Here is a 25,271-nt window from a genome sequence, read left to right on the forward strand (position 1 = left end):
TGTGAGGAGGAGAAAACAAAACTGGTTGTTTTGGTTGCTGTCGATTTGCCTTTGTTTAACGTTTGGTCCGTTTCAACAGACGGTGAAGGCGGAAAGCGCCCCGCTTGACATCCGGGCGGACGCTGCGATTTTAGTGGATGCACAAACGGGAAGAATTTTGTATGAAAAAAATATCGATACGGTGCTTGGGATTGCCAGCATGACGAAAATGATGACCGAGTATTTGCTTCTTGACGCCATTAAGGCGAAGCGCGTCAAATGGGATCAAATGTACACGCCAAGCGATTACGTGTACCGGCTGTCGCAAGACCGGGCGCTGTCCAATGTCCCGTTGCGAAAAGATGGCAAGTATACGGTGCGTGAGCTGTACGAGGCAATGGCCATTTATTCGGCGAACGGGGCAACGGTCGCGATTGCTGAGATCATCGCTGGATCGGAGAAAAATTTTGTGAAAATGATGAACGACAAAGCGAAAGAGCTTGGGCTGAAAGATTATAAGTTTGTCAATGCCACAGGGTTGAGCAATAAGGATTTAAAAGGATTCCATCCGGAAGGGACAAGCACAAATGAGGAAAACGTCATGTCCGCACGTGCGATGGCGATGCTTGCCTACCGGTTGCTGAAAGATCATCCCGAAGTGCTGAAAACAGCGAGCATTCCTCATAAAGTATTCCGGGAAGGAACAAAAGATGAAATCAAAATGGACAACTGGAATTGGATGCTGCCTGGGCTTGTGTACGGATACGAAGGTGTAGACGGGTTGAAAACCGGCTATACGGAATTTGCCGGCAACTGTTTCACCGGGACGGCGAAACGAAACGGCGTCCGCTTGATTTCGGTTGTCATGAACGCGAAAGATGCGAGTGGGAAAACAACAAAAGAGGCGCGCTTTAAAGAGACAGAAAAACTATTTAACTACGGATTCAACCAATACTCCCTCGAGACGCTTTATCCAAAAGGGTACCAGCTGAAAGGAAAAGAAACACTTCCGGTCGTGAAAGGGAAAGAAAAAGAGGTTCGTGTCGCGACAGGAAAGAATCTGGATCTGCTTGTGAAAAACGGCGAGGAAAAACAATACAAACCTGTATATGTGTTGGACAAGAAAAAAATGACAAAAGAAGGAAAGCTAGTCGCCCCTTTGAAAAAAGGGGAAACAGTTGGATATATGACGCTCGAATATAAAGGGGACGACTCCCTTGCCTTCTTAAGCCCAGACATGCAAAAAAACATCCGTGTGCCGCTTGTCACAACAGCTGAAGTCGAAAAAGCCAATTGGTTTGTTCTTTCGATGCGCGCGGTCGGCGGACTGTTTGTTGATTTATGGACAAGCGTCGCCAAAACAGTGAAAGGCTGGCTGTAAAATCGACTCCCCTTGATGGGGAGCTTTTTTCCATTGTGATTTTTGTAAAAATTGAGGTAAAATAAAACAGTGGAATCGTCCTTTTGCATGCCTCGCAAAGCATAAGGATTAGGAATAGGGGGAATCAACGTTGGCATTGACAGGTACGGACCGCGTCAAACGCGGCATGGCGGAAATGCAAAAAGGCGGCGTCATCATGGACGTCGTGAACGCAGAACAGGCGAAAATCGCTGAAGCGGCAGGGGCTGTCGCGGTTATGGCGCTCGAGCGCGTCCCGGCGGACATTCGCGCCGCTGGCGGTGTCGCGCGCATGGCCGACCCGACGGTGATCGAAGAAGTGATGAACGCCGTTTCGATCCCAGTCATGGCGAAAGTGCGGATCGGTCACTATGTTGAGGCGCGTGTCTTAGAGGCGCTTGGTGTCGACTACATTGACGAAAGCGAAGTATTAACGCCGGCTGATGAGGAGTTCCATATTGACAAACGGCAGTTTACCGTTCCATTTGTGTGCGGTTGCCGCGATTTAGGGGAAGCGGCGCGCCGCATTGCAGAAGGGGCATCGATGTTGCGGACGAAAGGAGAGCCGGGGACAGGCAACATCGTTGAGGCCGTGCGCCATATGCGCAAAGTGAACGCGCAAATTCGCAAAGTCGTCAACATGAGCGAAGATGAGCTTGTCGCTGAGGCGAAACAGCTCGGGGCTCCGGTTGAGGTGCTGCGCGAGATCAAGCGGCTTGGCCGCCTGCCGGTCGTCAACTTTGCCGCCGGCGGTGTCGCGACACCGGCTGACGCTGCCTTGATGATGCACTTGGGTGCGGACGGTGTCTTTGTTGGGTCTGGCATTTTCAAATCGGAAAATCCGGAAAAATACGCGCGCGCGATCGTAGAGGCGACGACTCATTACGAAGACTATGAATTGATCGCGCACTTGTCGAAAGGATTGGGCGGCGCGATGCGCGGCATCGATATCGCGACATTGTTGCCGGAGCACCGGATGCAAGAACGCGGCTGGTAAGCTAAATAAAGGAGCAAAGCAACGATGAAAATAGGTGTACTTGGACTGCAAGGAGCTGTGCGGGAGCATGTTCGCGCCATTGAGGCGTGCGGCGCCGAGGCGGTCATCGTGAAAAAGCCGGAGCAGCTTGAAGGGTTGGACGGTCTTGTGCTGCCGGGCGGCGAAAGCACGACGATGCGGCGGCTCATCGACCGCTATGGGCTGATGGAGCCGCTCAAGCAATTTGCCGCTGCCGGCAAGCCGATGTTCGGCACGTGCGCCGGGCTGATTTTACTGGCGAAACGAATCGTCGGTTACGACGAGCCGCACTTAGGTTTGATGGACATTACGGTGGAGCGGAACTCGTTCGGTCGGCAGCGGGAAAGCTTTGAGGCGGAGCTGTCGATTAAAGGCGTCGGCGATGGCTTTGTCGGCGTCTTCATCCGCGCTCCGCATATCGTGGAGGCCGGGGACGGGGTCGATGTCTTGGCGACATACAATGACCGCATTGTCGCCGCTCGACAAGGACAGTTTCTTGGCTGCTCGTTCCACCCAGAGCTGACCGACGATCATCGATTGATGCAATACTTCCTCAACATGGTCAAAGAAGCGAAAATGGCGTCAAGCCTCAAGTAAAGTGATCAAGCGAAAGCGATGAGAGGAACGAGTAGCGGGATGCCTTCCTTATCAGAGAGCCGGTGGGCGGTGCGAACCGGCAGGGAGCTCCTGTGAATCCATCCTCGAGCAAAACGTTGAACGCCCAAAGGGCCAGTAGGCGTTTTCGGCCGCCGACGTTAACGGCAAAAGGGGAAGGCATAGCAAGCCTTCAATAAGGGTGGCACCGCGGGATGGCTCCCGTCCCTTTTTTGGGACGGGGGCTTTTTTATGTATAATATTGAATGGAAAAGGAGGTAAAAGCCATGCTGGATGTGAAAATATTGCGCACCCAGTTTGAAGAAGTGAAAGAAAAACTAATGCAGCGCGGCGGGGATTTGACGAACATCGACCGCTTTGAACAATTGGACAAAGACCGCCGCCGCTTGATCGCGGAAGTCGAAGAGCTGAAAAGCAAGCGCAACGATGTGTCGCAGCAAATCGCTGTCCTAAAGCGCGAGAAAAAGGACGCCGAGCCGCTGATTGCCCAAATGCGCGAAGTCGGTGACCGCATTAAACGGATGGATGAACAAATTCGCCAGCTTGAGGCGGAACTCGACGACTTGTTGTTGTCAATTCCAAACGTGCCGCACGAATCAGTGCCGATCGGCCAATCAGAAGAGGACAATGTGGAAGTGCGGAGATGGGGAGAGCCGCGTTCGTTTTCCTTTGAGCCGAAGCCGCATTGGGAAATCGCCGATCGGCTCGGTTTGCTCGACTTTGAGCGAGCCGCCAAAGTGGCGGGAAGCCGATTTGTCTTTTATAAAGGGTTAGGAGCGCGGCTTGAGCGGGCGCTCATCAACTTTATGCTTGACATCCATCTCGATGAATTCGGTTACGAAGAAGTGTTGCCGCCATATTTAGTGAACCGGGCGAGCATGATCGGAACCGGACAGTTGCCGAAATTTGCCGAGGATGCGTTCCATTTGGACAGCGAAGATTATTTCCTCATTCCGACCGCTGAGGTGCCGGTGACGAACCTGCACCGCGACGAAATTTTGGCCGCAGATGATTTGCCGATTTACTATGCGGCCTACAGCGCCTGCTTCCGCGCGGAAGCCGGGTCGGCCGGCCGCGACACGAGAGGGCTGATCCGTCAGCATCAGTTCAATAAAGTCGAGCTGGTAAAGTTCGTAAAGCCGGAGGACTCGTACGATGAATTGGAAAAGCTGACGCGCCAGGCAGAGACGATTTTGCAACGGCTCGGGCTTCCGTACCGCGTTGTCGCCTTGTGCACCGGAGACCTTGGATTCTCGGCGGCGAAAACGTACGATATTGAAGTTTGGCTGCCAAGTTACGGAACGTACCGGGAAATTTCGTCGTGCAGCAACTTTGAGGCGTTTCAAGCGCGCCGTGCCAACATCCGCTTCCGTCGGGATCCAAAAGCGAAACCGGAGTACGTGCATACATTAAACGGTTCGGGGCTAGCCATTGGGCGGACGGTCGCCGCCATTTTGGAAAACTACCAGCAAGAAGACGGCTCGGTCATCGTTCCGGAAGCGCTTCGTCCTTACATGGGGAATCGGGACGTCATTCGCTGAAAAAAAGGTGCTTGAGGCAAATCGTTGGTTGACTTTTCCCGACTGCCGTGTTATAGTGAATGACGTTGGCAATGAGGAACAAGAAGTCTTGTTCTTGGCCAAGACGATGATGAAGAGGACTGACGCGCATAAGAGGAGATTGTCATCTGAAACGGCTGACCGCCGAAAGCCGTTTCCCATCATAAAAAAACCCGCCGTTGACCGGCGGGTTTTTTATGCCTTTATTTTTTTACAACAGTAAATTGATCAGCGATCAGCAGCCAGTTTTGTGGAAAATCAATGCCAAGTTTCCAATAGCTGACCCCGCGCAAACCAAGTTCCTTCACGAGATTAAATTTTGCTTGAATGGAGCGGGCGTCCTCAAACCATACTTCATGCTCGCGTCCGTTTTCGTCGCGATAGCGAAAATGCGGTGCCTGCGCCTCCGTATCGTATTCGATGGCAACGTTATACTTTGCGGCGAGGGCGATGGCTTGCTGCGGGCTGATGGCCTGGGCGTACGGGCCGCCGGGTACATATGGCAGCGTCCAGTCGTAGCCATACAAGTTTTGCCCCATCAAAATTTTTCCGGCTGGCATTTCAGAGATGGCGTACTCGAGAACGCGGCGGACCGGACCGATCGGGGACACCGGCATCGGCGGCCCGCCGCTGTAGCCCCATTCATACGTCATGATCACGACAAAGTCGACAATTTGTCCATGGGCGCGGTAGTCGTGTGCTTCGTACCAACGTCCGCGCTGGGTCGCGCTCGTTTTCGGCGCCAAGGCGGTCGACATCATCCACCCTTCTCGTGCAAACCGCCGTTTCGCTTTGCGCAAAAACGCATTATACGCCTCACGGTCTTCCGGGCGCAAATATTCAAAATCAAAATGGATGTCGCGGAAGCCATACCGTCTAGCGGTCGCGACAATGTTGTCGAGCAGACGATTTTGCAGCGTTTCGTTTGTTAACATAAGCGCGCCGAGCTCGTCGCTGAACTGCCCGTTTTCAATGTTGGCGACAACCATAACGAGCGTGACGCGGTTGGCGCGGGCAATATCCGGAAAGTCGTCAAGCGGCGGCTCTTGCAATGTCGCGTCGCGTCGGATCGCAAAATAAAAAGGACTCAAATAAGTCAAATACGGAGCGGCTTCGCGAGCGCTCGCCTCCAGCGCTGGGCTGACAGTCGCGCCGCGCGGTTCAATATAGGCGTTAAACTCCGCTCTTCGCTTGGCGCCGGGCGGTATATAAAGCCGCTGCCCGACCTTAAGCGGAGCGTTTAAGGAGAGGCGATTCACTTCGGCAAGCCGCTGCATTGGAATCGAAAATCGGCGTGCAATCGACCATAACGTGTCGCCGCGCTGCACCCAGTAAAAACGACCGACGATCGGGATCACGAGCGCCTGACCGACAACGAGTTTATCAGGGTTTGGAAGCTTGTTGGCCCGGACAATGTCTTCCGCCGTGGTCCCGTATGCCTCAGCAATTCCACTTAACGTTTGTCCACTCTGCACTACGTGGATTTGCATACTTGACCTCCTAGTTGCGTCTTTATTCTCCATATTCTATGATGAAAAGAAAGGAGAAATGACCGTTTGTGTGAAGGGGTATACGATGAACACCGACGAGTACTACATGCGATTGGCAATGGAAGAAGCAAAAAAAGCGGAGCAGATCGGCGAAGTGCCGATCGGCGCTGTCATCGTTCAAGACGGCCGCGTCATCGCCCGCGCTCATAATTTGCGGGAAACCGAACAACGCGCCATCGCTCATGCAGAAATTTTGGCAATCGATGAAGCATGCCGGGCAACCGGTTCATGGCGGCTTGAGCGGGCGACGTTGTACGTAACGCTTGAGCCGTGCGCCATGTGCGCAGGCGCCATTGTTCTTTCCCGCATCGAACGGGTTGTATTTGGCGCGTTTGACCCAAAGGGAGGGTGCGCTGGGACATTGATGAACTTATTGCAGGAAAGCCGATTTAACCATCAGGTTAAGGTGGTAAGCGGGGTGCTTGCTGACGAGTGCGGTTCGCTGTTGAGCCAATTTTTTCGACGATTGCGCGAACAAAAGAGAAATGTTGGCGGGAGTGCCAACGAAAATTCCGTCGATTGACATTGCATTTTTTCCGCTAACGAGCTATACTGATAGTGCCGTGCTAAGCGGGGAGGTAGCGGTGCCCTGTACTCGCAATCCGCTCTAGCGAGGCTGAATTCCTTCTCGAGGTTAGTCTGTTGCGAGGCCTGTCTCAAGCAAGTGGTGTTGACGTCTGGGTCCCGCGCAATGGGATTCCGTGAACCCTGTCAGGTCCGGAAGGAAGCAGCAGTAAGCGGATGCTCCCATGTGCCGCGGGGACGCCTGGGCTGAGCTAACTGCTTGAGCAACGCTCGGGGCAGCTAATCGACAGAAGGTGCACGGCCTTACATAGCGATAGGGAACAAAACCCACTCATGGCGAGTGGGTTTTTTGTTATTTCAAATTGCAATAGGAAGTTATATAATAGATAGGACGAGAGAAAGAGGAGGGCCGTTTTCCGTGGCATACCAAGCGTTATATCGCGTGTTTCGGCCGCAGCGCTTTGCGGACATGGTCGGCCAAGAACACGTGACCAAGACGTTGCAAAGCGCCCTGCTTCAACATAAAATATCGCACGCTTACTTATTTTCCGGCCCGCGCGGTACAGGAAAAACGAGCGCAGCGAAAATTTTCGCCAAGGCGGTCAACTGTGAACAGGCGCCAGCGGCGGAGCCATGCAATGAGTGTCCAGCTTGCCTCGGCATTACGAATGGAACGGTTCCCGATGTGCTGGAAATTGACGCTGCTTCCAACAACCGCGTCGATGAAATTCGTGATATCCGTGAGAAGGTGAAATTTGCGCCGACGTCGGCCCGCTACAAAGTGTATATCATCGACGAGGTGCATATGCTGTCGATCGGTGCGTTTAACGCGCTGTTGAAAACGTTGGAGGAGCCGCCGAAACACGTCATTTTCATTTTGGCCACGACCGAGCCGCACAAAATTCCGACGACGATCATTTCCCGCTGCCAACGGTTCGATTTTCGCCGCATCCCGCTTCCGGCGATCGTTTCACGGCTAAAGTATGTCGCAAGCGCCCAAGGTGTCGAGGCGTCCGATGAGGCATTGTCCGCCATCGCCCGTGCTGCAGACGGGGGGATGCGCGATGCGCTCAGCTTGCTTGATCAAGCCATTTCGTTCAGCGACGGGAAACTTCGGCTCGACGACGTGCTGGCGATGACCGGGGCTGCATCATTTGCCGCCTTATCGAGCTTCATCGAAGCCATCCACCGCAAAGATACAGCGGCGGTTCTTCAGCAGTTGGAAACGATGATGGCGCAAGGGAAAGATCCGCATCGTTTGGTTGAAGACTTGATTTTGTACTATCGCGATTTATTGCTGTACAAAACCGCTCCCTATGTGGAGGGAGCGATTCAAATTGCTGTCGTTGACGAAGCGTTCACTTCACTGTCGGAAATGATTCCGGTTTCCAATTTATACGAGGCCATCGAGTTGCTGAACAAAAGCCAGCAAGAGATGAAGTGGACAAACCACCCACGCCTTCTGTTGGAAGTGGCGCTTGTGAAACTTTGCCATCCATCAGCCGCCGCCCCGTCGCTGTCGGCTTCCGAGTTGGAACCGTTGATAAAGCGGATTGAAACGCTGGAGGCGGAATTGCGGCGCCTGAAGGAACAACCGCCTGCTGCCCCTCCGTCGACCGCCGCGCCGGTGAAAAAACTGTCCAAACCGATGAAAACGGGGGGATATAAAGCCCCGGTTGGCCGCATTTACGAGCTGTTGAAACAGGCGACGCATGAAGATTTAGCTTTGGTGAAAGGATGCTGGGCGGATGTGCTCGACACGTTGAAACGGCAGCATAAAGTGTCGCACGCTGCCTTGCTGCAAGAGAGCGAGCCGGTTGCAGCGAGCGCCTCAGCGTTTGTATTAAAATTCAAATACGAAATCCACTGCAAAATGGCGACCGATCCCACAAGTTCGGTCAAAGAAAACGTCGAAGCGATTTTGTTTGAGCTGACAAACCGCCGCTTTGAAATGGTAGCCATTCCGGAGGGAGAATGGGGAAAAATAAGAGAAGAGTTCATCCGCAATAAGGACGCCATGGTGGAAAAAAGCGAAGAAGATCCGTTAATCGCCGAAGCGAAGCGGCTGTTTGGCGAAGAGCTGATCGAAATTAAAGAATAAACCGTTTAAAGGAGGATGCCAAGATGATGCGTGGCGGAATGGGCAATATGCAAAAAATGTTAAAACAAATGCAAAAAATGCAAAAAGAAATGCAAAAAGCGCAGGAAGAGTTGGCGGAAAAAACGGTGGAAGGCACGGCGGGCGGAGGCATGGTGACCGTTGTCGCTAACGGTCATAAACAAATTTTGGAAGTAAAAATTAAAGAGGAAGTCGTCGACCCAGACGATATTGAAATGCTGCAAGATTTGATTTTGGCAGCGACAAACGATGCGTTGAAAAAAGCGGATGAGTTGGCTAATGAAATGATGGGGCAGTTTACGAAAGGACTTAACATTCCAGGGTTGTTCTAGGGGGGGCGTATGCATTATCCAGAACCGCTATCGAAGTTGATTGACAGTTTTATGAAACTGCCCGGCATCGGCCCGAAAACGGCTGCCCGCCTTGCATTTCATGTGCTGGCGATGAAAGAAGACACCGTGCTTGAGTTTGCCAAAGCGCTCGTTGATGTCAAGCGGCATATTCATTATTGCACGATTTGCGGACATATTACAGATACAGACCCTTGCTACATCTGCAAAGACGAGCGGCGCGACCGGACGACGATTTGCGTTGTTCAGGATCCGAAAGATGTCATCGCCATGGAGAGGATGAAAGAATACAATGGCCTGTACCACGTGTTGCACGGGGCCATCTCGCCGATGGAAGGCATCGGACCGGAAGATATTAAAATCGCCGAGCTGCTCACGCGATTGCAGGATGAGACGGTCCAAGAGGTGATTTTAGCGACCGACCCGAACATCGAGGGAGAGGCAACGGCGATGTACATCTCCCGCCTGTTGAAGCCGACAGGAATCAAAGTCACCCGCATCGCCCATGGCTTGCCGGTCGGCGGCGACTTGGAGTATGCGGACGAAGTGACGTTATCAAAGGCGTTGGAAGGGCGCCGTGAGCTATAGAGAGAAAGAAGGTGGGGATCGGTTTGTTATGGCGGCGAAAGGGGAAACTAAAGAGACAATTTGATGAGAAGTTAATGGCTGAACTACAAAAGGCTAGAACTGAATGGCTTGAGCAGAAACAACTCATCGAAAAAAGCGTCGATCCGTCTCCGGAGGTGCTGAGCGCATTGCAACTCGCTGAGGCCAAATATTTTTTCCTCCTCCGCGAAGCGAAGCACCGCCGCATCACACTTAAGGAAGTGCGTTAACTTCCTTATTTTTTTGTTCTTTTTTCCCCTGTTTCTCATACGTTGGTAGTACAAGCGTGCAAAAAGGGGGTTCAAACGTTGGAGCCGAAAGTCGTCATTACCGTGTTGCTAGCGCTTATCGCCGTTTTGCTTATCGTCGGCGCCCGTCTCAAAGCGCTTCGCCTGATCGGCTACGCTGCTATCCGCCTGATCGTCGGGGCGCTCGCGCTGTTTGTCATCAACGCCATCGGCGGGCATTTTAACATCCATATTCCGATTAACCTCGTCACCTCAATCGTTTGCGGATTTCTTGGCCTCCCTGGAGCGGCAGCGTTAATCGTGATTGACCGATATATTTTGTAGGCATCATTATTCAAGATGCCTTTTATTTTTTGTTTAAAAGTTATTGACTTTTATATGACAATGCATTATATTAATTAATGTCGCTGTTCATGAAAGATATGTTGACAGCAAATTAAATGATATGTATAATGATAAAAGTGTGCAAGATAAACAAGTTCCTTGAAAACTAAACAAAACGCAAGCGTCATAAGAAAAGCGGAGGCCGCTTTGGCCGAAGCTGGACAATCCGAAAAGCCAATCAACTTTCTTTGGAGAGTTTGATCCTGGCTCAGGACGAACGCTGGCGGCGTGCCTAATACATGCAAGTCGAGCGGACCAAATCGGAGCTTGCTCTGATTTGGTCAGCGGCGGACGGGTGAGTAACACGTGGGCAACCTGCCCGCAAGACCGGGATAACTCCGGGAAACCGGAGCTAATACCGGATAACACCGAAGACCGCATGGTCTTTGGTTGAAAGGCGGCCTTTGGCTGTCACTTGCGGATGGGCCCGCGGCGCATTAGCTAGTTGGTGAGGTAACGGCTCACCAAGGCGACGATGCGTAGCCGGCCTGAGAGGGTGACCGGCCACACTGGGACTGAGACACGGCCCAGACTCCTACGGGAGGCAGCAGTAGGGAATCTTCCGCAATGGGCGAAAGCCTGACGGAGCGACGCCGCGTGAGCGAAGAAGGCCTTCGGGTCGTAAAGCTCTGTTGTGAGGGACGAAGGAGCGCCGTTCGAAGAGGGCGGCGCGGTGACGGTACCTCACGAGGAAGCCCCGGCTAACTACGTGCCAGCAGCCGCGGTAATACGTAGGGGGCGAGCGTTGTCCGGAATTATTGGGCGTAAAGCGCGCGCAGGCGGTCCCTTAAGTCTGATGTGAAAGCCCACGGCTCAACCGTGGAGGGTCATTGGAAACTGGGGGACTTGAGTGCAGGAGAGGAGAGCGGAATTCCACGTGTAGCGGTGAAATGCGTAGAGATGTGGAGGAACACCAGTGGCGAAGGCGGCTCTCTGGCCTGCAACTGACGCTGAGGCGCGAAAGCGTGGGGAGCAAACAGGATTAGATACCCTGGTAGTCCACGCCGTAAACGATGAGTGCTAAGTGTTAGAGGGGTCACACCCTTTAGTGCTGCAGCTAACGCGATAAGCACTCCGCCTGGGGAGTACGGCCGCAAGGCTGAAACTCAAAGGAATTGACGGGGGCCCGCACAAGCGGTGGAGCATGTGGTTTAATTCGAAGCAACGCGAAGAACCTTACCAGGTCTTGACATCCCCTGACAACCCAAGAGATTGGGCGTTCCCCCTTCGGGGGGACAGGGTGACAGGTGGTGCATGGTTGTCGTCAGCTCGTGTCGTGAGATGTTGGGTTAAGTCCCGCAACGAGCGCAACCCTCGCCTCTAGTTGCCAGCACGAAGGTGGGCACTCTAGAGGGACTGCCGGCGACAAGTCGGAGGAAGGTGGGGATGACGTCAAATCATCATGCCCCTTATGACCTGGGCTACACACGTGCTACAATGGGCGGTACAAAGGGCTGCGAACCCGCGAGGGGGAGCGAATCCCAAAAAGCCGCTCTCAGTTCGGATTGCAGGCTGCAACTCGCCTGCATGAAGCCGGAATCGCTAGTAATCGCGGATCAGCATGCCGCGGTGAATACGTTCCCGGGCCTTGTACACACCGCCCGTCACACCACGAGAGCTTGCAACACCCGAAGTCGGTGAGGTAACCCTTACGGGAGCCAGCCGCCGAAGGTGGGGCAAGTGATTGGGGTGAAGTCGTAACAAGGTAGCCGTACCGGAAGGTGCGGCTGGATCACCTCCTTTCTAAGGATGTTATTGACAAAATCGAATGGTTTGATTATAATGACGCTTGCTGTTTTGTTTGGTTTTGAGGGAATTGGTTATTCTCTCGGTTGTTTTGCGCCTGCGTCTGCGAGTGATTCAGCGGAGCTGGATTCCTCGGCGCAAGGCCGCAAAGAAGCTGACTCAAGGCAGCAGCCTTGTTTCGTTTTGAGGGAACTTATTGTTCCTTGCAATGTGTATATGGGCCTATAGCTCAGCTGGTCAGAGCGCACGCCTGATAAGCGTGAGGTCGGTGGTTCAAGTCCACTTAGGCCCATTGGATGGGGTCTTAGCTCAGCTGGGAGAGCGCCTGCTTTGCAAGCAGGAGGTCATCGGTTCGATCCCGATAGGCTCCACCATATCAAGGTAAGAGGTTTCAACGTAGTTGCTTTGCGTCTGCGTCTACAAGCGGATTCGGAGAAGCTGAATTCCTCGACGCAAACCAGCGAAGAAGCGAATTCAAAGGAGCTGCTTTGCGTCTGTGCCTGCGTCTGCTAGCAGGTTCAGGGAAGCAAGATTCCTCGATGCAAGACTGCAGAGAAGCAAATTCAAGAAGCAGTCTCGTTTGCGTCTGCGTCTACAAGCGGATTCGGAGAAGCCGAATTCCTCGACGCAAACCAGCGAAGAAGCGAATTCAAAGGAGCTACTTCGTTCCTTGAAAACTAGATAACCGATAAAGCAAAGGAAGAAGCCGAGAGCGCAATAGGTTAAGCTGGAAAGGGCGCACGGTGGATGCCTTGGCACTAGGAGCCGATGAAGGACGGGGCAAACGCCGAAACGCTTCGGGGAGCTGTAAGCAAGCGTTGATCCGGAGATGTCCGAATGGGGGAACCCACTGTCCGTAATGGGGCAGTATCCATGCCTGAATCCATAGGGCATGGAGGGCACACCCGGGGAACTGAAACATCTTAGTACCCGGAGGAGAAGAAAGCAACCGCGATTCCCTGAGTAGCGGCGAGCGAAACGGGAACAGCCCAAACCAAGAGGCATGTCCTCTTGGGGTTGTAGGACCGCTCACGATGGGAGTGAGAAAGGGACGGGGTAGACGAACCGGTCTGGAACGGCCGGCCAGAGAAGGTGAGAGCCCTGTAGTCGAAACTTCGTTCCCTCCCGAGCGGATCCTGAGTACGGCGGGACACGAGGAATCCCGTCGGAAGCAGGGAGGACCATCTCCCAAGGCTAAATACTCCCTAGTGACCGATAGTGCACCAGTACCGTGAGGGAAAGGTGAAAAGCACCCCGGGAGGGGAGTGAAAGAGAACCTGAAACCGTGTGCCTACAAGTAGTCAGAGCCCGTTGATGGGTGATGGCGTGCCTTTTGTAGAATGAACCGGCGAGTGACGATGGCGTGCGAGGTTAAGCCGAAGAGGCGGAGCCGCAGCGAAAGCGAGTCTGAACAGGGCGTGTGAGTACGTCGTCGTCGACCCGAAACCAGGTGATCTACCCATGTCCAGGGTGAAGGCCGGGTAACACCGGCTGGAGGCCCGAACCCACGCACGTTGAAAAGTGCGGGGATGAGGTGTGGGTAGGGGTGAAATGCCAATCGAACTTGGAGATAGCTGGTTCTCCCCGAAATAGCTTTAGGGCTAGCCTCGGGTTTGAGAGTCTTGGAGGTAGAGCACTGATTGGGCTAGGGGCCCCAAACGGGTTACCGAACCCAGTCAAACTCCGAATGCCAATGACTTATGCCCGGGAGTCAGACCGCGAGTGATAAGATCCGTGGTCGAGAGGGGAACAGCCCAGACCGCCAGCTAAGGCCCCGAAGTGCACGTTCAGTGGAAAAGGATGTGGAGTTGCCGAGACAACCAGGATGTTGGCTTAGAAGCAGCCACCATTTAAAGAGTGCGTAATAGCTCACTGGTCGAGTGACTCTGCGCCGAAAATGTACCGGGGCTAAACGTGCCGCCGAAGCTGCGGGATGACCGTTGGTCATCGGTAGGGGAGCGTTCTAAGGGCAGAGAAGCCAGACCGGAAGGACTGGTGGAGCGCTTAGAAGTGAGAATGCCGGTATGAGTAGCGAAAACAGAGGTGAGAATCCTCTGCGCCGAAAGCCTAAGGGTTCCTGAGGAAGGTTCGTCCGCTCAGGGTTAGTCGGGACCTAAGCCGAGGCCGAAAGGCGTAGGTGATGGACAACAGGTTGAGATTCCTGTACCACCTTCTTCCCGTTTGAGCGATGGGGGGACGCAGGAGGATAGGGCGAGCAGGCGGCTGGAAGAGCCTGTCCAAGCCGTGAGGCTGATCCGCAGGCAAATCCGCGGATCATAAGGCTAAGCGGTGACGGCGACGGAGTAATCCGGAAGTCCCCGATTTCACACTGCAAGAAAAGCCTCTAGCGAGGGAAGAGGTGCCCGTACCGCAAACCGACACAGGTAGGCGAGGAGAGAATCCTAAGGCGCGCGGGAGAACTCTCGTTAAGGAACTCGGCAAAATGACCCCGTAACTTCGGGAGAAGGGGTGCTCTTTGGGGTGAAGAGCCCTGAAGAGCCGCAGTGAAAAGGCCCAAGCGACTGTTTATCAAAAACACAGGTCTCTGCGAAGCCGAAAGGCGACGTATAGGGGCTGACACCTGCCCGGTGCTGGAAGGTTAAGGGGAGCGCTTAGCGGAAGCGAAGGTGCGAACCGAAGCCCCAGTAAACGGCGGCCGTAACTATAACGGTCCTAAGGTAGCGAAATTCCTTGTCGGGTAAGTTCCGACCCGCACGAAAGGTGTAACGACTTGGGCGCTGTCTCAACGAGAGACCCGGTGAAATTATACTACCTGTGAAGATGCAGGTTACCCGCGACAGGACGGAAAGACCCCGTGGAGCTTTACTGCAGCCTGATATGGAATTTTGGTATCGCTTGTACAGGATAGGTGGGAGCCTGGGAAGCCGGAGCGCCAGCTTCGGTGGAGGCGACGGTGGGATACCACCCTGGCGGTATTGAAATTCTAACCCGCACCCCTTAGCGGGGTGGGAGACAGTGTCAGGTGGGCAGTTTGACTGGGGCGGTCGCCTCCCAAAAGGTAACGGAGGCGCCCAAAGGTTCCCTCAGAATGGTTGGAAATCATTCGGAGAGTGCAAAGGCACAAGGGAGCTTGACTGCGAGACGGACAGGTCGAGCAGGGACGAAAGTCGGGCTTAGTGATCCGGTGTTCCGCATGGAAGGGCCATCGCTCAACGGATAAAAGCTACCCCGGGGAAACAGGCTGATCTCCCCCAAGAGTCCACATCGACGGGGAGGTTTGGCACCTCGATGTCGGCTCATCGCATCCTGGGGCTGTAGTCGGTCCCAAGGGTTGGGCTGTTCGCCCATTAAAGCGGTACGCGAGCTGGGTTCAGAACGTCGTGAGACAGTTCGGTCCCTATCCGTCGCGGGCGGAGGAAATTTGAGAGGAGCTGTCCTTAGTACGAGAGGACCGGGATGGACGCACCGCTGGTGTACCAGTTGTCCCGCCAGGGGCACCGCTGGGTAGCTATGTGCGGACGGGATAAGCGCTGAAAGCATCTAAGCGTGAAGCCCCCTCAAGATGAGATTTCCCACCGCGCAAAGCGGGTAAGATCCCTCGAAGATGACGAGGTCGATAGGTCCGAGGTGGAAGCGTGGCGACACGTGGAGCTGACGGATACTAATCGATCGAGGGCTTGACCTATGAGCGGCTTCTTCCAACGGTTATCTAGTTTTGAGGGAATGAACATCCTGTTGACAAATCAACAGGATGGATATAATAATTACTGTCCAAGATGATCATCATTGCCTAGTGGCTATGGCGGAGGGGAAACACCCGTTCCCATCCCGAACACGGAAGTTAAGCCCTCCAGCGCCGATGGTAGTTGGGGCCAGCGCCCCTGCAAGAGTAGGTCGCTGCTAGGCAATAAACGAGCAGCCAGTTGCATTGGTGCAATTGGCTGTTTTCGTTTTTTGAGGAAAAAACGATAAGGACCCGCTCAATGTCTCTCTTCCTTTCATCTACTAGTATAGAATGTTAGCAATGTGGGAAACATAGAGGATGGGAGGTGGAGAGCGTGAGGACATCAATAGCAGACCGGAATCAACGCGAACATGTATGCATCGTTTGTGAACAGGAAAAAAAGGAAGGGATTTTCCTTTTTGGCCATTTTCTTTGTTTGGACTGCAACCGGCGATTGTGCAAACGAATACGGACGACCCGAACTACTCGTTTTATGTGCGGCAGCTGCGCAAAATGTTTACATCGAAAATTCACTCGTAATCAGGGCCTGCATTTGGGCCTGTTTTATTTTGCGATTGACGCGACTCGTGCGTTTTTCGGGCGTTTGTGATACTATATGTTTGATGTTTCTCCTGCATATCCCATGCATTTCGGCAGTCTGCCCGGATGATGGCCGTTCTGGGACAGACAGCAAGGAAAGAGGATGATGATGGATCAAACGAAAACTCCTTTATATGACGCTCTCGGCACCATTGGGCGCGCCGCCCGGTTTCGTTTCACGTGCCGGGACATAAATACGGCGCTTTGTTTTCGAAACGAGGGAGAGATATGTTTGCGCCGCTGTTGGCGTTGGATGCGACGGAAATTTCCGGCTTGGATGACTTGCATCATCCTGAGTCGGTGATTGCCGAGGCGCAGGCGCTGGCGGCGGAGCTGTATGGCGTTAGGGAGACGTTTTTCCTTGTGAACGGTTCGACGGCAGGGAATTTGGCAATGATCGCCGCCGTGTGTGATGGAAAGAGGAAGAAAGTGATTGTACAACGCAATTGCCATAAATCGGTGATGCATGCATTGCAACTCATGGAAGCCACTCCTGTTCTACTTGCTCCCGAGTTTGATCGTGATGTGTGTGTCGCTTCGCACATTCGTCCTAAAGCGGTCAAAGAGGCGTTGGCGCTTCATGATGATGTTCTGCGGTTGTATTGACGAACCCAAATTATTATGGAATGGCCGCCGATTTGACAGAAATCGTCCGTCTAGTTCATGAACATGGCATTCCGGTGCTGGTTGATGAGGCGCATGGCGCCCATTTCGTTGTCGGCCCCCTTTTCCGACATCGGCGCTTCGCTATGGCGCCGATGTTGTCGTGCAGTCGGCGCATAAAACGTTGCCGGCGATGACGATGGGAGCGTTTTTGGCATGTAAACAGCGAGCGGGTTGAGCTTGAGCGGTTGAATATTTTTGCAGTGTTTCAGTCAAGCAGCCCGTCTTACCCGATTATGGCGTCGCTCGATTTGGCGCGGAGTTATGTCGCCCAGCTTTCAAAAAGCGATGCGGCGGCGATCGTGGCAGAAATTGAGAAGTTTAAAGCAGCCTTGGCCGATATTGACGGGGTGGCAGTCGTTTGTTCCCGCCATTTTGGCGTACAGACCGACCCGCTGAAAGTAACGGTGCAGACGCGCTGTTCCTTGACCGGGTATGAACTGCAACGTTGGCTTGAGCGCGAAGGGGTGTTTGTCGAGCTTGCTGATCGAATGAACGTGCTTTTCGTTTGCCCGCTGGCGGTAACCGGGCGGCTTCAGGAAGCAGCGGAGAAAATCAAACGAGCGTGGCGCGATTTGCCAGATGCGAGGCGCCGGTGTGTGACGCTTCGCCTTTTCTCGGACCGCCGCTATCGGTTTTAGTCCCGTATAATGAACTGCGCCATTTGCGGACAAAAGCTGTGGCGCTCGAGGAAGCTGAAGGATATATAGCGGCGGAAACGGTCATTCCATATCCGCCTGGGGTGCCGCTCGTGTGGGTCGGAGAACGGATCGGCCGCGGCCATATTGAACAGATCCGCCAGCTTCTTTGTCAGCGGGCGCACATACAAGGCGGAAGCCGGCTGAAAGATGGTCAGCTGGTTGTATACGAATAGGAAGGATGGAAAGGATGCCGCGAGTGATGAACGGATGCTTTTTTTCGTTTGAAGGGCCGGAAGGAGCCGGCAAAACGACGATGATCAGCAAATTGGAGTCGTTGTTGCGTGAGCGGGGATTGACGTCGTGGCGACGAGGGAACCGGGCGGGGTGCGCATTGCCGAGGCGATTCGCTCAATCATTTTAAACCGTGATTATACGGAAATGGACGGGCGGACGGAGGCGCTTTTGTATGCGGCGGCGCGCCGGCAGCATTTGCTTGAGAAAATCGTGCCGGCGCTTGAGGCTGGGTGCGTCGTCCTTGCGACCGGTTTGTTGACAGTTCCCTCGCCTACCAGGGATTTGCCCGCGGGCTTGGCATTGAGGAAGTATGGAAAATTAATGAGTTCGCTATTGATGGGTATATGCCGTCGCTGACGATTTATTTTGATATCGATCCGCAAATTGGGCTTGAACGAATCCGACGAAACCGCAGCCGGGAAGTGAATCGGCTTGACCTTGAAACGTTGTCTTTTCATGAGAAGGTGCGAGAAGGGTATCGGGAACTCGCCAGACGGTTGCCGACCGCATTGTCGTCATCGACGCGAACCGCCCGCTTGATGATGTATTCGCTGAAACAACGGCCGCGGTGCTTTCCCGTTGAAAGGAAGATGACAGCGCCATTTCCATGAATCCGACCGTGATGATTCCTAGTGGACATGATAGAATAGAAATAAGAAATCAAGGAAGAGTGATGGCGATGCATGGGAACAGCTAGCGAAACGCCAGCCGGTGGTGGCGAAAATGCTGCCAAAGCGGCTTGGAAAAAGGGCGGATTTCTCATGCGTACTTGTTTGAGGGCAGCGGGGACGGGCAAAAAAGCGGCCAGTTTGTTGTTGGCGAAACGTTTGTTTTGTCTGTCCCCAATCGGAGTTTCCCCGTGTCTGGAGTGCCGCAACTGCCGGCGCATCGACTCCGGCAACCACCCTGACGTCCGGGTGATCAGCCCAGACGGAGGATCAATCAAAAAGGAACAAATCGAATGGCTGCAGCAAGAGTTCTCGAAAACAGCGGTCGAGTCGGATAAAAAAATGTACATCGTTGAGCACGCCGATCAAATGACGACAAGCGCTGCCAACAGCCTTCTGAAATTTTTGGAAGAGCCGCATCCGGGGACGGTGGCGGTATTGCTGACTGAGCAATACCACCGCCTGCTAGGGACGATCGTTTCCCGCTGTCAAGTGCTTTCGTTCCGGCCGTTGCCGCCGGCAGAGCTCGCTCAGGGACTTGTCGAGGAGCACGTGCCGTTGCCGTTGGCGCTGTTGGCTGCCCATTTGACAAACAGCTTCGAGGAAGCACTGGCGCTTGCCCAAGATAGTTGGTTTGCCGAGGCGCGAACATTAGTGCTACAATGGTATGAGATGCTGGGCAAGCCGGAGCTGCAGCTTTTGTTTTTCATCACGACCGCTTGTTTCCGCATTTTTTGGAAAACCATCAGCTTGACCTTGGACTTGATTTGCTTTTATATTTATACCGCGATTTATTGCATATTCAAGCCGGGCAGATGGACGGCGTGTTATACCGCGATCAGCTGGACCGCCTGCAACGATGGGCGCTTGCTTGCCCGCAGCGGCGGATTTTGGCTGGCATGGAAGCGATTTTACAAGCGAAAACGCGTTTAAATACAACAAATATGAGCACAGCGTTGCTTGTTGAGCAGCTCGTTCTTCAATTAAAGCGGTAAAGGAGGGAGAGCCGTTGTATACGGTAGTCGGCGTCCGTTTTAAAAAAGCAGGGAAAATTTATTATTTTGACCCTGGCGATGCCGTTATTCCCGTCGGCGAATTCGTCATTGTCGAGACGGTCCGAGGCATTGAGTACGGAAAAGTCGTCATCGCCAATAAACAAGTCGACGAAAACGACATCGTGCTGCCGCTCAAAAAAGTGATCCGCGTGGCGAATGAGAAAGATAAATGGATTGTAGAAGAAAACAAAAAGGCGGCGCGCGAGGCGTATGACATTTGCTTGCGCAAAGTGGAGGAGCACGGGCTGGAAATGAAGCTCGTCGATGTGGAATATACGTTTGACCGCAATAAAGTGATCTTTTATTTCACTGCCGATGGGCGCGTCGATTTCCGCGAGCTTGTGAAAGACTTAGCGTCGATTTTCCGCACGCGCATCGAGCTGCGGCAAATCGGGGTGCGCGATGAGGCGAAAATGCTTGGCGGCATCGGGCCGTGCGGCCGCATGCTTTGCTGTTCGACGTTTTTAGGCGATTTTGAACCGGTGTCGATCAAAATGGCGAAAGATCAAAACTTGTCGCTCAATCCAACGAAAATTTCCGGGCTGTGCGGCCGGCTGATGTGTTGCCTGAAATATGAAAACGAAGAGTATGAGACGGCGAAAGAACAACTCCCGGATTTAGGGGAATATGTCGAAACACCGCACGGCTTCGGCAAAGTCGTCGGCTTGAACATTTTAGAGCGGGTGTTGCAAATCGAGCTTCCAGAATTCGGACGGGTCGTCGAATATACACTCGATGAGCTGATGAAAAACGGGACGTTGTCCATTCGCGTCGCGGATTAATTTGGGGTGGGGCCAGTGGAAAAAGTAGATAAAAAAGAAGTGTTTCGATCAGTGGCCAATATGGAAGAGCAACTTAGTTATTTTTACCGCGAGCTGGTGCAGCTGAAACAGCGCGTAACGGAGCTGTTAGAAGAGAATCACCAGCTGCAAATCGAAAATGCTCATTTGCGCCGTCGGCTTGAACAATTGTCAGAAGCATGGGAAGAAGGCAAACGAAAAGGGGACAAACATGGCAAAAAACTCATCGACATTGGCGAAGGGTATGACAATTTAGCCCGCCTTTACCAAGAAGGGTTTCATATTTGTCACATCCATTACGGAAGCATTCGCACCGAGGGCGATTGTTTGTTTTGCTTGTCGTTTTTGAACAAAAACTAAAGGCAGCGCCACCCTTTCCGTTTCGGAAAGGTTATTTTTTTCAATGGAGGATCGTGCGTCATGGTGGAATTGTACGAGGATGAACGGCTCGATTATTTGTTTAACGAAGAGCTCCGCATCATTCAAAGTCCATCTGTATTTTCGTTTTCCCTTGATGCCGTGCTCCTTGCTCATTTTGCCTATATGCCGATTCAAAAGGGGCAGATTGTTGATTTGTGCACGGGCAACGGGGTGATTCCCCTCTTGTTGAGCCGGCGAACAAAAGGGACGATCATCGGCATCGAAATTCAAGAACGGCTTTGCGACATGGCGAGGCGAAGCGTGCAATACAACGGGCTTGAAGGACAAATCGAGATCATACACGGCGACATTAAAGAAGCGCCGCAACGGATCGGTTACAGCCGGTACGATGTCGTCACGTGCAACCCCCCGTATTTTCCGGCAGTCGGCAAAGACGAACTGAGCAAAAATGAACATATCGCCATCGCCCGCCATGAAATTTATTGCACCCTAGAGGATGTGATTCGAGTCAGCAGCCAGCTGTTGAAGCAAGGAGGGAAGGCGGCGTTCGTCCACCGGCCCGGGGCGGCTGCTTGATCTTGTGACGCTCATGCGCCAATACCGTCTTGAGCCGAAACGGCTCCGCTTTGTGTACCCGAAAGAGGGCAAAGAGGCGAACATGATTTTAATTGAAGGGACAAAAGACGCAAGCCCGGACTTAAAAGTGTTGCCTCCGCTTGTCGTGTATAATGAGAATAACGAATATACTGAGGAGACGAAGCGGATCTTATATGGCATTATTTCATCTTAAAGGGGCGGAACAAGGATGCTTTGGCAGCAAAAAAGTTTTACCGAACAAACGGAGCAAGGGACACTGTACATCGTGCCGACGCCGATCGGCAATTTGGAGGATATGACGTTTCGTGCGGTTAGGACGCTTCAGGAAGCTGACGTCATCGCCGCCGAGGACACAAGGCAGACGAAAAAGCTGCTCGCCCATTTCGGCATTCATACGCCGCTCGTCAGCTACCATGAGCATAATAAATACGCGAGCGGCCGGCAGCTTGTCGAATGGCTGAAGGAAGGAAAAACGGTGGCATTGGTGAGCGACGCCGGGATGCCCGGCATTTCCGATCCGGGTTATGAGCTTATTGTTGCGGCGCTTGCCGAGCGCTGCCGCGTCGTCCCTCTTCCTGGAGCGAACGCGGCATTGACAGCGCTTGTCGCCTCCGGGCTGCCCACGGACCGCTTTTTGTTTGTCGGCTTTTTGGAACGGGCGAAAAAAGAGAAAAAAGAGCAGCTGCTGTCATTAAAAACAGCGGCGGAGACGTTAATTTTTTATGAGGCGCCCCACCGCTTGAAAGAAACGCTCGCTCTTATGTATGATATATTCGGCAATCGGCGCATCGCTCTTGGCCGCGAGTTGACGAAACGGTTTGAGGAGTTCATCCGCGGCGATTTAAGCGATGCGGTCGCCTGGGCGGAAGAACATGACACCCGCGGTGAATTTTGCCTCATTGTCGAAGGGGCGCGAGACGGGAATAAACAAGAGCAAGAGGGAGAGGAATGGTGGCAGCCGCTTTCGCTTGTCGAACATGTCGATTATTATATTCGCGAGCACAGCCTTTCCGTCAAGGAGGCGGTGAAACAGGCGGCCAGTGATCGAAATATGTCGAAACGCGACGTTTATCGGCAGTATCATCAACAGCAAGAAGAAGAAAAAAAAGAGTTTCTCTGAAGCCAGAGAAACTTTTTTATTCTTTTTCTTTGTCTGTTGCTGCTTCTAGATGCTGTTGGATCTCCTGCAGCAAAATTTCTGCGCCTTCGCGGCTTAAAATGATTTTGCCGCCGGCCAGTTTGAAGTTGTCGTCCGACACTTCGCCGGTGACGACACACGTCATGTTCGGCTTATACTTTTTCAAAATGATGCGGTCATCGTCAACATAAATTTCCAACGCATCTTTTTCGTTAATATCCAACGTACGTCGCAGCTCAATTGGAATGACGACGCGGCCTAACTCATCGACTTTACGCACGATCCCTGTCGATTTCATCGTCGATTCTCCTCTCCGCAAAAAAGTTTTTTGTCGTTTATTCGTCAATATTCGACAAATTTCCTACAACCTAATCATATCAGTGTTTCCATTAAGCGTCAATCCTTTAATATGTAAAATTTAAAAAAAATGTATATTGTTATTTCAAAAAAAGTTTGTTTAGAAAGAAAGGAGAAAACGAATGAATTTGCCCATCTAAACTCTATCCTTGTATAACAAATTCGCAGCGATGGCTGAAAACGCGGCCGTATTTTTGCCGGTTTGGGTATATTTTTTCAGCCCACGAGAAATAGATGTTTTTGTAGAATGAAAAAATTATGTAAAATAGAAGTAACGCCGCTCTCGTCGCCGGACGGGGGCTTTTGTGCTCAACAGTACGAGGGAGGGCCTAACCGATGGAGAAAAAAACGTTTTATTTGACGACGCCGATTTATTACCCGAGCGACCGCCTGCATATCGGTCATGCTTACACAACGGTGGCGGGGGACGCCATGGCTCGCTATAAACGGATGCGCGGCTACGATGTCATGTATTTGACCGGCACCGATGAGCATGGGCAAAAAATTCAGCGCAAGGCGGAAGAAAAAGGAGTAACGCCGCAGCAATACGTCGATGAGATCGTCGCTGGCATTCAGGAGCTATGGAAGAAGCTCGACATTTCCTACGACGATTTTATTCGCACAACGCAGGAGCGGCATAAAAAAGTCGTCGAACAAATTTTTACCCGTCTTGTCGAACAAGGCGATATTTATTTGGGCGAATATGAAGGCTGGTATTGTACGCCGTGCGAATCGTTTTACACTGAGCGGCAGCTTGTGGACGGCAACTGTCCGGACTGCGGCCGGCCTGTTGAGAAAGTGAAAGAAGAGTCCTATTTCTTCCGGATGAGCAAATATGTCGACCGCTTGTTGCAATATTACGAAGAAAATCCCGATTTTATCCAACCGGAATCGCGGAAAAATGAGATGATCAACAACTTCATTAAGCCGGGGCTTGAGGATTTGGCTGTGTCCCGGACGACGTTCGATTGGGGCATTAAAGTGCCAGGCAATCCGAAGCATGTCATCTATGTCTGGATCGACGCGCTTGCCAACTATATCACAGCGCTCGGCTACGGCACGGACAACGATGAAAAGTTCCGCAAATATTGGCCGGCGGACGTCCATTTGGTCGGCAAAGAAATCGTCCGTTTCCATACGATTTATTGGCCGATTATGTTGATGGCGCTCGGCTTGCCGTTGCCGAAAAAAGTATTCGGCCATGGCTGGTTGCTGATGAAGGATGGAAAAATGTCCAATCGAAAGGAAATGTCGTCGACCCGGTGACGCTCATCGACCGGTATGGGCTTGATGCGCTCCGCTATTATTTGCTGCGGGAAGTGCCGTTCGGCGCTGATGGCGTGTTTACGCCGGAAGGATTTATTGAGCGCATCAACTATGACTTGGCCAACGACTTAGGCAACTTGTTGCACCGTACTGTGGCGATGATCGAGAAATATTTCGACGGCGTTATTCCGCCATACCGCGGGCCGAAAACACCGTTTGACCAAGAGTTGGCGCAAACGGCGCGCGAAGTGGTGCGTCAATATGAAGAAGCGATGGAGGGAATGGAGTTTTCCGTCGCGCTCGCCACTGTTTGGCAGTTGATTAGCCGGACGAACAAATACATCGATGAAACGCAGCCATGGGTATTGGCGAAAGACGAACAGAAACGGGATGAGCTTGCCGCCGTCATGACCCACTTGGCTGAATCGCTTCGCCATACGGCGGTGCTGCTCCAGCCGTTTTTGACGCGCACGCCGGAGCGCATGTTCGCTCAGCTCGGCATCACTGATCATTCATTAAAAGAATGGGACAGCTTGTACGATTTCGGCCTCATTCCGGAAGGGACAAAAGTGCAAAAGGGAGAACCGCTTCCCGCGCCTCGACATCGAAGCGGAAGTGGAGTACATTAAGGCGCATATGCAAGGGGGCAAACCGGCCGCCGAACCGGTAAAAGAGAAAAAAAAAGCAGCGGAGGCGGCGGAAATTTCGATTGACGAGTTCGCCAAAATCGATTTGCGCGTCGCTGAAGTCATCCATGCCGAACGGATAAAAAACGCCGATAAGCTGTTGAAGCTTCAGCTTGACCTTGGCGGCGAGAAGCGGCAAGTGATCTCCGGCATTGCTGAGTTTTACAAACCAGAAGAACTAGTCGGCAAAAAAGTCATTTGCGTCGCCAATTTAAAAACCAGCCAAGCTTCGCGGCGAATGGTCGGAAGGCATGATTCTAGCCGGAGGCAGCGGCGGGGAATTTTCGCTGGCGACGGTTGATCAACACGTGCCGAATGGAACGAAAATCAAATAACGGTTTGCTT

At 52.7% G+C, this 25,271-nt stretch carries 17 protein-coding genes, 2 tRNA genes, 3 rRNA genes, 1 other RNA gene, 7 pseudogenes and 1 other annotated feature; of the genes and pseudogenes, 28 read left to right on the top strand and 2 right to left on the bottom strand.

Annotation, left to right across the window (positions count from 1 at the left end):
* Position 1 precedes the first annotated feature (1 nt).
* From GT3570_RS17230 to serS, 4 genes are all read left to right on the top strand, one after another.
* Positions 2 to 1,360: a serine hydrolase gene (locus tag GT3570_RS17230; protein ID WP_011229526.1), complete on the top strand. Its 1,359-nt coding sequence runs from the start codon at positions 2 to 4 to the stop codon at positions 1,358 to 1,360.
* A gap of 130 nt (positions 1,361 to 1,490) precedes the next feature.
* Complete coding sequence (gene pdxS / locus GT3570_RS17235; RefSeq protein ID WP_011229527.1) at positions 1,491 to 2,375, top strand: pyridoxal 5'-phosphate synthase lyase subunit PdxS; 885 nt, start codon at positions 1,491 to 1,493, stop codon at positions 2,373 to 2,375.
* A 24-nt stretch (positions 2,376 to 2,399) separates the two neighbouring features.
* On the top strand, positions 2,400 to 2,990 hold the full coding sequence (pdxT, locus tag GT3570_RS17240; RefSeq protein ID WP_011229528.1) for a pyridoxal 5'-phosphate synthase glutaminase subunit PdxT: 591 nt from the start codon (positions 2,400 to 2,402) through the stop codon (positions 2,988 to 2,990).
* 9 nt (positions 2,991 to 2,999) lie between these two features.
* Positions 3,000 to 3,220 (top strand) — a binding site (T-box leader).
* Positions 3,221 to 3,274: 54 nt separating this feature from the next.
* Positions 3,275 to 4,549, top strand: coding sequence for a serine--tRNA ligase (gene serS / locus GT3570_RS17245; RefSeq protein WP_011229529.1), 1,275 nt, complete (start codon positions 3,275 to 3,277; stop codon positions 4,547 to 4,549).
* Positions 4,550 to 4,770: 221 nt separating this feature from the next.
* Here the strand turns inward: serS and GT3570_RS17255 are convergent, their stop codons facing one another.
* Positions 4,771 to 6,057, bottom strand: a complete 1,287-nt coding sequence (locus GT3570_RS17255) for a glycoside hydrolase family 18 protein (RefSeq protein WP_014194557.1) — start codon at positions 6,055 to 6,057, stop codon at positions 4,771 to 4,773.
* A gap of 85 nt (positions 6,058 to 6,142) precedes the next feature.
* On the opposite strand from GT3570_RS17255, the gene tadA reads away from it, so the two are divergent.
* From tadA to rsmI, 22 genes and pseudogenes are all read left to right on the top strand, one after another.
* Positions 6,143 to 6,640: a tRNA adenosine(34) deaminase TadA gene (gene tadA, locus GT3570_RS17260; RefSeq protein WP_011229532.1), complete on the top strand. Its 498-nt coding sequence runs from the start codon at positions 6,143 to 6,145 to the stop codon at positions 6,638 to 6,640.
* A gap of 38 nt (positions 6,641 to 6,678) precedes the next feature.
* An RNA gene (gene ffs, locus GT3570_RS17265) (signal recognition particle sRNA large type) lies at positions 6,679 to 6,943 on the top strand.
* A gap of 117 nt (positions 6,944 to 7,060) precedes the next feature.
* The gene (gene dnaX, locus GT3570_RS17270) at positions 7,061 to 8,743 is read left to right on the top strand and encodes a DNA polymerase III subunit gamma/tau (protein WP_014194558.1); all 1,683 of its coding nucleotides are present in this window, start codon (positions 7,061 to 7,063) and stop codon (positions 8,741 to 8,743) included.
* A 26-nt stretch (positions 8,744 to 8,769) separates the two neighbouring features.
* Positions 8,770 to 9,093: a YbaB/EbfC family nucleoid-associated protein gene (locus tag GT3570_RS17275; protein ID WP_020279743.1), complete on the top strand. Its 324-nt coding sequence runs from the start codon at positions 8,770 to 8,772 to the stop codon at positions 9,091 to 9,093.
* Between the two features lie 9 nt (positions 9,094 to 9,102).
* Positions 9,103 to 9,699: a recombination mediator RecR gene (recR, locus tag GT3570_RS17280; protein ID WP_011229535.1), complete on the top strand. Its 597-nt coding sequence runs from the start codon at positions 9,103 to 9,105 to the stop codon at positions 9,697 to 9,699.
* Positions 9,700 to 9,722: 23 nt separating this feature from the next.
* The gene (locus tag GT3570_RS17285) at positions 9,723 to 9,947 is read left to right on the top strand and encodes a YaaL family protein (protein WP_012820427.1); all 225 of its coding nucleotides are present in this window, start codon (positions 9,723 to 9,725) and stop codon (positions 9,945 to 9,947) included.
* Between the two features lie 78 nt (positions 9,948 to 10,025).
* On the top strand, positions 10,026 to 10,289 hold the full coding sequence (locus GT3570_RS17290) for a pro-sigmaK processing inhibitor BofA family protein (RefSeq protein WP_011229537.1): 264 nt from the start codon (positions 10,026 to 10,028) through the stop codon (positions 10,287 to 10,289).
* Between the two features lie 245 nt (positions 10,290 to 10,534).
* Positions 10,535 to 12,092, top strand: a 16S ribosomal RNA gene (locus GT3570_RS17295).
* A 221-nt stretch (positions 12,093 to 12,313) separates the two neighbouring features.
* Positions 12,314 to 12,387 (top strand) — tRNA-Ile (locus GT3570_RS17300).
* A 6-nt stretch (positions 12,388 to 12,393) separates the two neighbouring features.
* Positions 12,394 to 12,469 (top strand) — tRNA-Ala (locus tag GT3570_RS17305).
* 346 nt (positions 12,470 to 12,815) lie between these two features.
* Positions 12,816 to 15,741, top strand: a 23S ribosomal RNA gene (locus tag GT3570_RS17310).
* Positions 15,742 to 15,845: 104 nt separating this feature from the next.
* Positions 15,846 to 15,962, top strand: a 5S ribosomal RNA gene (gene rrf, locus GT3570_RS17315).
* The 16S, 23S and 5S rRNA genes sit together here with 2 tRNA genes alongside, the layout of an rRNA operon.
* Positions 15,963 to 16,114: 152 nt before the next feature.
* Positions 16,115 to 16,320, top strand: a pseudogene (locus GT3570_RS17320) (sigma factor G inhibitor Gin).
* A gap of 240 nt (positions 16,321 to 16,560) precedes the next feature.
* Positions 16,561 to 16,986, top strand: coding sequence for an aminotransferase class I/II-fold pyridoxal phosphate-dependent enzyme (locus GT3570_RS19240; protein ID WP_318258055.1), 426 nt, complete (start codon positions 16,561 to 16,563; stop codon positions 16,984 to 16,986).
* Between the two features lie 20 nt (positions 16,987 to 17,006).
* Positions 17,007 to 17,684, top strand: a pseudogene (locus GT3570_RS19245) (hypothetical protein).
* Positions 17,639 to 17,917, top strand: a complete 279-nt coding sequence (locus GT3570_RS19250) for an Orn/Lys/Arg family decarboxylase (protein WP_318258056.1) — start codon at positions 17,639 to 17,641, stop codon at positions 17,915 to 17,917. The pseudogene GT3570_RS19245 and the gene GT3570_RS19250 overlap by 46 nt, the downstream one beginning before the upstream one ends.
* Before the next feature lie 26 nt (positions 17,918 to 17,943).
* Positions 17,944 to 18,561: pseudogene (tmk, locus tag GT3570_RS17330) on the top strand (dTMP kinase).
* Positions 18,562 to 18,701: 140 nt separating this feature from the next.
* Positions 18,702 to 19,641, top strand: a pseudogene (gene holB / locus GT3570_RS17335) (DNA polymerase III subunit delta').
* A gap of 14 nt (positions 19,642 to 19,655) precedes the next feature.
* Positions 19,656 to 20,483, top strand: coding sequence for a PSP1 domain-containing protein (locus GT3570_RS17340; protein WP_012820432.1), 828 nt, complete (start codon positions 19,656 to 19,658; stop codon positions 20,481 to 20,483).
* Positions 20,484 to 20,498: 15 nt separating this feature from the next.
* Complete coding sequence (gene yabA / locus GT3570_RS17345) at positions 20,499 to 20,861, top strand: DNA replication initiation control protein YabA (RefSeq protein ID WP_011229543.1); 363 nt, start codon at positions 20,499 to 20,501, stop codon at positions 20,859 to 20,861.
* 60 nt (positions 20,862 to 20,921) lie between these two features.
* Positions 20,922 to 21,672 (top strand): annotated as a pseudogene (locus GT3570_RS17350) (tRNA1(Val) (adenine(37)-N6)-methyltransferase).
* A 15-nt stretch (positions 21,673 to 21,687) separates the two neighbouring features.
* Positions 21,688 to 22,599, top strand: coding sequence for a 16S rRNA (cytidine(1402)-2'-O)-methyltransferase (rsmI, locus tag GT3570_RS17355; RefSeq protein WP_014194563.1), 912 nt, complete (start codon positions 21,688 to 21,690; stop codon positions 22,597 to 22,599).
* A 16-nt stretch (positions 22,600 to 22,615) separates the two neighbouring features.
* Here the strand turns inward: rsmI and GT3570_RS17360 are convergent, their stop codons facing one another.
* On the bottom strand, positions 22,616 to 22,915 hold the full coding sequence (locus tag GT3570_RS17360; RefSeq protein WP_011229546.1) for a transition state genes transcriptional regulator AbrB: 300 nt from the start codon (positions 22,913 to 22,915) through the stop codon (positions 22,616 to 22,618).
* A 395-nt stretch (positions 22,916 to 23,310) separates the two neighbouring features.
* Here GT3570_RS17360 and metG (GT3570_RS19255) point away from each other — a divergent pair.
* A pseudogene (gene metG, locus GT3570_RS19255) lies at positions 23,311 to 24,332 on the top strand (methionine--tRNA ligase); the annotation flags it as partial.
* Between the two features lie 66 nt (positions 24,333 to 24,398).
* Positions 24,399 to 25,261 (top strand): annotated as a pseudogene (gene metG / locus GT3570_RS19375) (methionine--tRNA ligase subunit beta).
* Positions 25,262 to 25,271 lie beyond the last annotated feature (10 nt).

Origin of the sequence: Geobacillus thermoleovorans (assembly GCF_001610955.1) — a bacterium.
GTDB classification, from domain to species: Bacteria; Bacillota; Bacilli; order Bacillales; family Anoxybacillaceae; genus Geobacillus; species Geobacillus thermoleovorans.